Genomic DNA, 11213 nt, shown 5'->3' on the forward strand with positions numbered 1-11213 from the left:
TATCTTGAAAGATGACGGGTATAGATATGTTACTAGTTTAGCGGGGATTTACCGGATAAAAATGGAGGAAATATGAAAATATTGTCAAGGTTTGGGGGGATTTGTGTTTTAGTTGATTAAGTATTTGATCATTGATTTGGTTGAGAGTCGATTTGGTGATTAGTGATCGGGTTCGGTTGTTAAAGCACCGAACTCACTTATCCCCCGATGAACCAACCGCCAAAGGGTGCGGGCGCGCACCCTTGTGGAATCCCGCGCTTCGCACGTATCGCCTGCCCACTCCGTGGGTTCCCTCATTCATCATTTCGCTAACGGACCGGGCCGATTCGCATCCATGCTCAAGCGGCCCTCGCTCGGCATCCATGCCTCGCGTCCTACCTTCATTCTTCACTCGGCGGCTCAAATGTGCTTTTAACATCAAGGTCAAAACCATAGTTTTGATTTTGATGTTGAGCGCAATCAGGAATATTACCGACAAAGACGATGGCCCGAGTGAGCCGCCATGGACGGCGGCGAAAAGCGCGCTGGAGCAGGACGCGACTCGCGCTGGCTCGATGAGGCCAATGGCTGCCGGAGGGGACTGCGAATAGCAGTAATGTTTCGCGCAAGCCGCAGGTGCAGGAGGGCCGGCTAGCCCTCCTGCTCGGTTGAGGCGACTGGGATTAAGTAATCACTGAATGACTATCAACCGAAACAATGCTCCGGTGCTCTAACAACCGAACCAGATCACTTAATCAACATCAACATCAACATCAACATCAACATCAATATAAAAATATCACCGATAAAGTGTCTGTGCCCAACGCGCCAACCCGGCGGTGACGGAGCCAAAATCATTGCCCCCCACCAGTGGGATACCCGGCAATTGCTGCTGTAAGGCGGCACGCAGTAATGGCGAGCGGGCACTGCCGCCAGTCAGGTAAATCACATCGGGCGTGATGTGGCTGGTGGCTAGCGCCAGGCTGACTTGCTCTTGAATGCGTTGCAGGGGTTGGGCGATAGCTTCAGCAAGCTGCTGCTGGCTGATAGTTTGCCCTAATTCCGGCTGAACAAAATCCAGTGCTGCGGCGACTTGTTGTTGCTCGGACAGCGCAATCTTGCTCTCTTCTGCGGCGCGCACCAGGCGGTAACTTAAACGTTGTTGATAGACTTTCAACAAGCGCTGAACTTGCTGTGGGTTAGCCGCATCACGGATTAAATCTCGCAAGAAACGGCCATTCACGGTGCTATAGAAATCACTCTGGGCGGGAACATCGTTGGTGGCAACCGCGTTCCAGTAGGGCAATGACGGCATCGCAATGCCTTTTTCGGTCTCGCCGCCCATACCAAACAGCGGCATCAGTTGCTTAAATGCCAACATGATATCAAGGTCATTCCCCCCGACACGGCAACCGCTGTGACCCAGCAGACTTTGCTGGCGGTCGGCCAAACCTTGCCATTTTGGCCCCATTAATAGCACCGAGCAGTCCGTGGTTCCCCCGCCGATATCCACCACTAAAACGGTTTTTTCACTGGTCAGTGTGGCTTCAAAATCCAGCCCCGCAGCCACCGGCTCAAACTGGAAGGCGATATCGCGAAAACCCGCACGTTGCGCGGCACGCAGCAAAATCCCCTCGGCTTGTCGGTTGGCTTCTTCACCGCCGGAACCTTGGAAGTTAACTGGGCGGCCAATCACCGTCTGGCTAATTTCTGATGACAATACCGCTTCCGCCTGGCGTTTGATGTGGAACATCATGGCGCAGACTAAATCCTCAAACAGCGCCAACTGTTGCGGTTTCAACCCATTGGCACCCAAGAAAGATTTAGGCGATTTTACAAAGTAAACTTCTTCGGGATCTTCAATATAGTGAGCCAGTGCAGACAAGCCGAACATCAAGCTGTCGGCGGCCACCGGAATATCTTCTTCGCGATTGAACGCCATGGCCCGGCGTAATAGTTGCTGATTTTCGTCACTGCCTGTTGGCACCTGCCAATGGCGGTGCAGGCACTCACTTACGGCTTCCCGCGTCGGGGCGCACAGCATCGAGGGCAAATAAACGTCATTATTTTCCAGCACTAGCAATTCGGGCGCATCGTCCCGCATCACGGCAACCGAGCAGTTTGCTGTGCCGTAGTCAAATCCAATGAACATAATTGCCCCCAGGCCAAATAAAGGGCGCGACTTTACCCCAGAGTGAGCGGCGGGGCAATCGTCAAGTCAGGTTATCGCGCTATTTTATCGCGAAATATCCACTGTTAAGCACCTCTGACAAAGGTTGCGTGCGGCCAATCGTTTCGCCATCGACTAAATCAACACCGATATCAATTAACTTACTGAGGGTCGGCGGTAATTCTGCCGGGCCAGCCAATGTGGCGATATTCGCCCGTTGTGCTGTGCCGTTAATGATGGATATCAGAACCTCATCCATTTGATTTGTATGAATATTAGAAATTAAATTGCTGTTAAATTTCAGATAATCAATGGTATGCGCCGCTAATAATTCAAAATCATTCAGGTTATGGCCAAACTCTTTCACAATAAGTTTACAGCCCAGTAGTTGCAGTTTGGCGAGGAAATTACCAATCGCAAACGGATATTGCAGCAATGTGGCTTCATCGACCATCCAATAGAGACTTTGTGGTGGCAAGGGGGTCTGTGGTAGCAATGTGAGCAGTGACTGGCGGAAATCTTCTTTGAGCAGAGCCACTTCCGACAGCGGGATAGCCAGTGCCAGCCCTTTACGCTGTAGTGCTGGGGCGTGCTCCACTAACAGTTGCTCGCAGACCCAATGGTCGATTTCCGGCTGCAAATTATACAATACCGCCGCTTCCTCAAAGGCAGACTGGCTAACGGCAATATCTTGTGGCCGATTAATCTCGAAACTGACCTGATAGAAGCAGACCGATAGCGGCGTTTTCGGTGGTGCTGTCGGGGTCATCTGTAGCGATAATTGATTTTCACGGAGAATATTTTCGACATCTTCTCGGCTGAGTAGCCCGTGCTGGCGGGCTAGCAGCTGTTTTTGTCGTGGCTGGTAGAGATAAACCTGACCGCGCCCACTGTGCTTGGCGGTATAACAGGCGATGTCAGCTTGCGCCATAATCTCACTGCGCTGACTGTTGTTGCTGCTGATTTGCGTGACGCCAGCACTGGCACCAATACGGTACAGTTTATCTTCCCAGTAGAAATGATAGTCATTGATCATGGATACCAGACTTTGGGTAATGGCTTTGGCGTGAGATAGGGTGCAATTAAGCATCAGTAAACCGAATTCATCGCCCCCCAGTCGTGCGACACAGTCACTATTGCGTAAATGTTGACGCATTAACTGACTAAGTTCTTTGAGCAGTGCATCTCCAGCTGGGTGCCCGGCGGTGTCGTTAACAGCTTTAAAATAATCCAGATCCAAGAAAGCCAGCGCGTGTTGTTGGTTAGAATCGACACTTTTCTGGATAGCCGCTTTTAATTTATTGTCGAAATTAGCGCGGTTTGGCAAGCCGGTGAGATTATCGTGTGACGCGCTGTGGCTGAGTTTGCGCATCATCGCGCGCGATTCGCCGACATCCTGGAACACCAAAACTGCCCCAACAATAGTGCCTTCCAGCGTTTTCAGTGGGGCGACAGACTCCTGAATGTCGTAATAATGTCCGTCGCGATGATGTAATACCATCGACTCATTCAGCGAGGAGTAAGGGCGATGGGTGAGACAATGTTCTATTGGATTATCAATTTCCGGCCCATCAACGCCGTCGGTTAACTTAATAATATGATGCACGGGCTGACCCAGCGCGATGGTATTGGCCCAACCGGTCATTTTCTCCGCGACCGGGTTCATAAAGGTGATATTCATATCCTGATCAGTACAGACCACCGCCTCGCCGATGGAGTCCAGAGTGATATGCAGCCGCTCTTTTTCTTCATGCAGCGCTTCGGTCAGATTTCTGATTTCGGTCATATCCAGCGTGGTGCCCATCAGGCGCAGAATATCGCCATTTTTGTCGCAAATCATATTGGCCTGATTGCGCAAATGAACAATATCGCCATTCGGTAACAATAATCTGAATTCGAGCCGGTAGGGCTTGCGTTGATTGAGTGCAGCGCTGTATTCACGATTAACGCGGTTAATATCATCAGGGTGAATGTATTGCTGCCAAACATCATTATCAACTGGGGTGTTGAGCGGGACATGATAAAGCTCATACATTCGCTTATCCCAACTGATCTGCTGCTTTCTGATATCCAATTCCCAGATACCAATTCCACCGGCCTCGTTCGCCAGCGTAATGCGCTCCATCAGGCGGCGGTTAACGATTTCGCTCTTTTTCAGGTCATTAATATCTTCGACCTGTGAAATGTAATAAAGCGGCTGTTGCTCATGGTCGCGTACCACGCTCACCACCAACAGCGCCCACACCACCTCGCCATCACTGCGGATATAGCGTTTTTCCATCGAATAACTGGGAATGCGACCATGATATAGATCCTCGAGCAATTTCAAGTCGGCGGAGAGATCTTCCGGGTGAGTTATTTGCTGAAAATTCAGGGTGAGCAAGGTTTCTTGGCGGTAACCCAATAATTTGCACAGCGCTTGATTGACCTGCATCCATTTACCTTCCGGCGACACCAATGCCATGCCGATGGCCGAGTATTCCATGGCATTACGAAAGCGGTTTTCACTTTCAATAATATGTTTTTTTTCCATGCGAAAGGCGTGCATCACCATGGCCATGGCGTGCGGAGGAATCAGCACCATCAATAATGGAATAAAAGAAAATGCCTGAACGGATAGTTTGGCGTCCGCCTGAAGGGTAAATAGGTTGAAGTTGATCATCATTGCAATCAGCAATGTGGCCAGAAAACAGAGAGTAAAAGTCTCAAAACGGGGTAAGCGGATAGATGTCCAGATCAGCGCCATAATAACGAAAGTAAAAGGATAAGGCATATAAATCAGGCTGATATAACAAGCGGTCAGCGAGACTATCATTATCCACGTCATATCAAACAGCGCTTTGGTTTTGGTCGCGAGATTGAAATAACCCCGGCGATAAAGCAGGCCAACCGGGCCTAAAGCCAACATGCCGATAGCTTCGGACATAAACCACACTGTCAGCACTTGGGTAAAGCTGCCGTTTTGCGGCGCTAAATACCAAGCCGCTGCTAATCCGCTGATTAGAGGAACCAAAATCACAGCACAAAGGGCGAATTTGAGCCAACTAAAAAGGTTATTAAGGGGGTCTTTGGGTTGCAAAAGTTTACGCAGTAACCACGCGCCAGCAGCCGACTCCGCGAGGTTGATGAATGTCAGTGGCAGGGGGAACCCACTGATGCCATATAAAATAAAATTAGCGGCAACAATACATATTCCGGCGGTTAATAATTGCCACGACCAATAGCGTGTTGGGAGGTGGAATAACGCTACGACCAATACGGCGGTCGGGAACCATAACGGAGCCAGGTTTTCTGATTGCTCAGAAAGGCGAATACAAAAAAGTGCGAGCAAAAACACCACTATGCTGATGATAGTAATGTGAATAATCGCTTTATTGTCAGGAGCTGGTTTTTCGGCTGCACTGAGATCCATATAGCGCCTTATTTTGCTCGCAAGAATTTTGATTATGATAGGGGAAACCCATCACATAAAAATATACTGTATTTGAAACGCGGTCATATTCAATAGTTTAGTATAGCTGAGCATGGATAGATGTGATTTGTTTACTCCATGCTCAATTAATTATTTTTTTATTATCATAATCATTAAACTAAGAATAGGGTGGCAAGTCCCAGAAAAATGAAAAAGCCGCCAGTATCGGTGATGGCTGTGATCATGACACTGGAACCGATAGCCGGATCACGGCCTAAACGGGCCATAGTCATCGGGATAATGACCCCCATTAGCGCGGCCATTAACAAGTTAAGGATCATTGCCAACGTCATCACGCCACCCATGGCCGGATCGCCATAGAGCAGATAAGTGACAAACCCCATAATCCCGCCCCAGATCAAACCATTGATTAGCGCCACACCCAATTCTCTGAACATCAGGAAAGTCACATTACCCTGCTGAATATGGTGCAATGCCAAGGCGCGGACAATCATGGTGATGGTTTGGTTACCGGTGTTACCGCCAATACCTGCGACGATTGGCATTAATGCCGCCAATGCGACTAATTGCGAGATAGTATCTTCAAATAACCCGATGACCCTTGAGGCCACAAACGCGGTGCAGAGATTGATTGCCAGCCATGACCAACGGGTTCGAACCGCACGGCCTACCGGGGAGAACACGTCTTCTTCCGGACTCAAACCGCCCATGCGCCTTAACGTGGTGTCACTCTCTTCATTGACGACGTCGACTATCTCTTCGATGGTCAGCCGGCCCATTAGTTTGCCTTTGGCATCAATCACCGCGGCGCTGATTAAGTCATAACGTTCAAAGGCACCCGCAGCATCTTCCGCTTTTTGCTCCGGCTGGAAAGTGGTCGGGTTGCTCTCCATCACTTGGAATACTTTCGTATCCGGTGAGTTGAGGAGGATCGCGGTCAGAGGCAGTTCACCGAGTAAGGTATTCTTGCGATCAATAACGAAGATTTTATCCGTGGCATCGGGAATGTTTTTCCGATAGCGCAAATAGCGGTGTACCGTGCCGAGGGTGACATCAGCCCGCACCGTCACCAGTTCGAAATCCATCATTTGGCCGACAGTATCGCGACCATATTGGATAACTTCCCGCACTCTGGCCCGTTGGTCAGGGTCAAGTGAGGTGAGTAAGCGGCCCATTAAGTTACGCGGCAGATATTCGGCCAGATAAGCCTGTTCATCGACATGCAAGGTGCGCATCGCTTTTAACAGATCTTTATCGCTCATCTCTTTGATAAGCGTGTCCCACACTGTCTCAGAGACTTCGACCAGCGTTTGTCCGCGTTTCTCGTTTTTGACTAACCGCCACAATGCCAAACGCTCATCATTGGGTAAGGCTTCGAGTAAGTCGGCAAGGTCAGCTGCGTGTAAATCGTCGAGCAGCGTTTTGATTTCTAATGTTTTTTCAGCAAGTTGCTCATCACTGATCTTTTCGCGGTCTTCCTGACGGCCAAGAATACCATCGACCAAGTCTTTATTATTCAGTAATAGCGAAAGTATTCGATTGCGGATTTCTGCCAGTTTTTTCGCATTATTTTTAGTGCTTTTTTTTGCCGCGGCAGAAAACGAAACCGGAATGATTGGTACTGGCATAATGTGTGATGTCCGTGTATATGAAACGAGCGTATGAGTACGAAAGTTTAGGGACTGAGGTCAGTTTCATGGGGGCCAGGGAGTTCACCGTCCACGGACTGCTCGATCCGTTGTGCTTCACGCCGCTCTTGATGATGAGAAATAGAAGCGATCCCTGCAAACAATAAGCGACCAAATAGAATGAGAAAGCTCACCAGTAAGATAATTTTTGTTAGTGGTGTCGATGGCCTTCTTTTCATCATTTTTACCCTTCTTTCTTGAAATAGCAGCTTATTGGTATCAGCAAAAGTTAGCTGCCTTCACGCACCCGAATCACTGACTTGTTGTTGATTCTGTATAAATAAGCTCATCGGGATTCAATCTGATCATGCTTTGGGCGCTTCAGAATCGGCTTCTTCCGAGGGTTCTTCTTCAATGAAAAGCTTCCAGCCCACCACGTCATCCCAATAAGCCTGCTCACGTTCAAAATCTAGTTGTACCAGGTTATTTTGTGCCAGATAACCTGCAGGGAAACGCAATGTCCAGTGGCTGTCATCAGTTATCAGCCGCAGAGTTTCCGGGGTGGTGGTCGATTGACGCTGATTATTCAATAAAGTGCTTAACCGTAATAATTGAATTAGCGGCAAATAATATTTTTTCTTGAATAAATTCAAGCGCGGCAACTCATCAAGCTTAATCCCTTTTCGATGCATACGCACCAAAGTTGCCAATAGCAATTGCTGCTCCTGATTGAAGCCCGGCAAGTTGGTATTTTGCAAGATATAGGCAGAATGGCGATGCATCCCGCTGTGATTAATACTCAGCCCGACCTCATGTAGCATGGCCGCCCACTTTAGCAATGCTTCAAGTTGCGGTTGTACCAGCTTGGTGTTTTGCGCCAACCATTGGGTATAAAGCTGCTCAGTGGTTTCCAGCACCCGGCGAGCTTGTTCCCGGTCAATATTATAGTGTTCTGCTAAACTTTTAGCCGTGCGCTGACGGATATCTTGATGGCGGAAGCGGCCTTCCATCTCATACAGCACGCCTTCACGCAGCGCACCGTCGGATAAACGTAACTCTTTGACTGCCAATGCATCAAACACACCACACAAAATAGCTAAACCGGGCACAAATACCGACTGGCGATCTTCCGATAACCCCGGCAGGCTCAATGCTGAGAAGTGTTTGTATTGCAGCACTTGCTCAACCAGCATTTCGAGGCGCTCTGGGGTGATCAAACCGTCTTTCTCGCCCATTTCCACCAAGACTTCATAAGTGGCTTTTATGGTGCCGGATGCTCCCAGAGCATATTGCCAACCTTGAATTCGGTATTGCCAGGCGAGGTTTTCCAACTTTTGCGCGGCAGCCAGACGGGCACGTTTGAAGTTAGTCTTACTGATTTCGCCGTGTGGGAAAAACTGTTGAGCAAAACTGACACACCCCATACGGCGGCTTTCTACCAGCAGAGGTTCGAAATCTTCGCCAATAACCAACTCGGTTGAACCACCACCGATATCAATCACCAGTTTGCGGCCTTTTTCCGGCTGAGTATGTTCGACTCCCATGAAAATCAGACGCGCTTCTTCCTGACCCGAAATGATTTCGATCGGATAAGGAATAACCTCGGCGGCGCGTTTGAGGAAAGTCTCTGCATTCGCGGCTTGTCGCAGTGAATGCGTACCCACGATACAGACGTTGTCTGGCGAGAAACCTTGCAAACGTTCTGCAAACAGGGCCAGACAAGCCAGACCCCGTTCAATAGCTTCTTCGCTGAGCATATTATTGCTATCCAGACCATCAGCCAGATGCACGCGCTGCTTTAGGCGGCCTAAAACCTGCAATGCGCCGTTAACGACACGGGCAATAACCATATGAAAACTGTTAGAACCCAGATCGATAGCCGCAATTTCTTGCGGTTTTATGGTAGTTGAATTATTGGTTAGCGGCATAGTTTTAGCTCGATACGTCTGGTTGTTCCAGCGCTTTTAAATAATCATAGATGGCAATCTGTGCACGTACTTTGCGCCTATTTCCACGCGGTACATAACGATTACTCAGTTCTTTATCAATATAACGGGCTTTTACCGTGTCGTTGAATAACAGCTCTAAAATATCCAGCACCCGCTGTTTTAACCTCGGGTCCAGTAATGACACTGCGACTTCAATACGATAATCAATGTTACGGGTCATCCAGTCAGCGGAAGAGAGATAGACCAGTTTGTCGCCTTTATTCTCAAAAACGTACACTCGGTCATGCTCTAAGAAGCGGTCAACAATACTGGTGACTTGAATATTATCGCTGATCCCCGGCATATTTGGGATTAAAGAACACATCCCACGTATTAATAAGCGGATCTTCACCCCCGCACTGGAGGCGCTATATAACCTATCTACCAAGCCTTTATCCACTAAATTATTTATCTTCAGGGTGATACCGGCGCTTTCGCCCGCCTGAGCATTAATAATTTCCTGGTCGATCAGTTGATACAGCATCAAGCGCGAGTTCTGTGGTGACACCATCAAATTATCGAATTTGACCGGGCGGTAAGGATTTTCAATAAAGTTAAATACCCGCCGCACTTCATTGGTAATCCGTGCATCAGCCGTCAGCAAGGAATAGTCAGTATAAATTCGAGCTGTTTTCTCATTAAAGTTGCCGGTACCAATATGGGCATAACGCACGATTTCCTCGCCTTCAAGACGGGAGATTAGGAATAACTTGGCATGAATTTTTAGTCCCGGTGCGGAGAAAATAACGTGTACACCGGCGGCCGTTAAGCTTTTGGCCCAGTGAATATTGGCTTCTTCATCGAAACGCGCTTGTAATTCCACCACCACCGTCACTTTCTTGCCATTATGGGCCGCATGGATCATCGACTCAATAATGCGCGAATCTTTCGCGACGCGATAAATATTGATTTTAATGGCTAAAACGCTGGGGTCGAATGATGCCTGACGCAGCAATTCCAATACATGTTCGAAAGTATGATAAGGGTAATACAGCAGCACATCTTGTTCGCGAATAGCATCAAAACCATTGCGGAATTTATCAAACCAAATATGGCGCAGGCGCGGTAAGGGTTTATTCACCAGATTGCTTTTGCCCACATTCGGGAAGCTGATAAAGTCTTTGAAATTATGATAACGGCCACCGGCAATAACCGAGTCATCATTAGAAATACCCAGCTTATTGCGCAGTAATTCCACCATTTCATCCGGCATATCGCGTTGATAAACAAAGCGTACTGGCTCAGCCGTTAGGCGCTGTTTTAAGCTTGATGACATCAATTCCAACAAACTGGATTCCATTTCAGTGACCAAATCATATTCTGCATCGCGGGTCATTTTCATGGAATAGGCATTCAGTGCGTCGTAATCAAAGAAGCCTTTGAAAATTTCATCGAGACAATACCTAAGAATATTATCAAGCAATATCATTGGTTTGCGACGGCGTGGAGCTTCTGGTGGTAAGTTAACGAAGCGCGGCACTTTATCTGAAGGAATTTCTAACAGGGCATAAGCAATATCCTGACCGCGAATGATTTCTACCGCCAGATAGGTGTAATCGTCTTTTAAAAATTGCACCAGATTGGTGTCGTGGTTAATCAGAATCGGCGTGATATGTTGGCGCAAATGCTGTTTAAAATATTGCTTTAACCAGACTTGCTGGTTTTCGGAAATTTGCCGCTCATTAATCAGGAAGATTTGATTACGTGCCATTTCCAGCAAGAGATCATTATAAAGCCCGTCAAATTCTTGATCCGCTTTCACTACTTTGCTTTGGATTTTTTTAAGCAAATGGCGGGAAGTCACGGCAGAGCCTTGCTCCTCGCTAATCAGAATGCGCCGCTTCAGATCGGCGAAACGGACTTTATAAAATTCATCGAGATTGTTGGAGTAAATGCCAAGAAAACGCATCCGCTCGATAAGTGGATTGCTCTTATCCGCCGCTTCCTGCAATACCCGCTCATTAAAAGATAACCAACTGAGTTCTTTTTCGGTGTAGAGCTTTTCCTGACCCATT

7 protein-coding genes are annotated in these 11213 nt (G+C 48.1%); 1 reads left to right on the top strand and 6 read right to left on the bottom strand.

Translation table 11 applies throughout. The features are described from left to right. The first annotated feature begins 446 nt into the window (after positions 1–446). Positions 447–590 (top strand): hypothetical protein, encoded by a 144-nt coding sequence (locus OP863_RS05495; RefSeq protein ID WP_186368307.1) that lies wholly within the window; start codon positions 447–449, stop codon positions 588–590. A 188-nt stretch (positions 591–778) separates the two neighbouring features. On the opposite strand, the gene yegD is transcribed toward OP863_RS05495, so the two are convergent. The 6 genes from yegD to ppk1 form a co-directional block, all read right to left on the bottom strand. Continuing rightward, positions 779–2131 (bottom strand): molecular chaperone, encoded by a 1353-nt coding sequence (gene yegD, locus OP863_RS05500; RefSeq protein ID WP_038635214.1) that lies wholly within the window; start codon positions 2129–2131, stop codon positions 779–781. A 79-nt stretch (positions 2132–2210) separates the two neighbouring features. Continuing rightward, positions 2211–5561, bottom strand: coding sequence for a diguanylate cyclase (locus OP863_RS05505; RefSeq protein ID WP_265525968.1), 3351 nt, complete (start codon positions 5559–5561; stop codon positions 2211–2213). A 173-nt stretch (positions 5562–5734) separates the two neighbouring features. Then, the gene (mgtE, locus tag OP863_RS05510; RefSeq protein WP_145588863.1) at positions 5735–7210 is read right to left on the bottom strand and encodes a magnesium transporter; all 1476 of its coding nucleotides are present in this window, start codon (positions 7208–7210) and stop codon (positions 5735–5737) included. 47 nt (positions 7211–7257) lie between these two features. After that, entirely contained in the window at positions 7258–7449 is a 192-nt protein-coding gene (locus OP863_RS05515; RefSeq protein ID WP_038639690.1) for a YfgG family protein, read from the bottom strand. Positions 7450–7575: 126 nt separating this feature from the next. Continuing rightward, positions 7576–9138 (bottom strand): exopolyphosphatase, encoded by a 1563-nt coding sequence (gene ppx / locus OP863_RS05520; protein ID WP_038635207.1) that lies wholly within the window; start codon positions 9136–9138, stop codon positions 7576–7578. Between the two features lie 4 nt (positions 9139–9142). Further along, complete coding sequence (gene ppk1, locus OP863_RS05525) at positions 9143–11212, bottom strand: polyphosphate kinase 1 (RefSeq protein WP_038635197.1); 2070 nt, start codon at positions 11210–11212, stop codon at positions 9143–9145. Position 11213 lies beyond the last annotated feature (1 nt).

Source organism: Yersinia sp. SCPM-O-B-9106 (C-191) (genome assembly GCF_026183365.1).
Taxonomy (GTDB): domain Bacteria; phylum Pseudomonadota; class Gammaproteobacteria; order Enterobacterales; family Enterobacteriaceae; genus Yersinia; species Yersinia rochesterensis.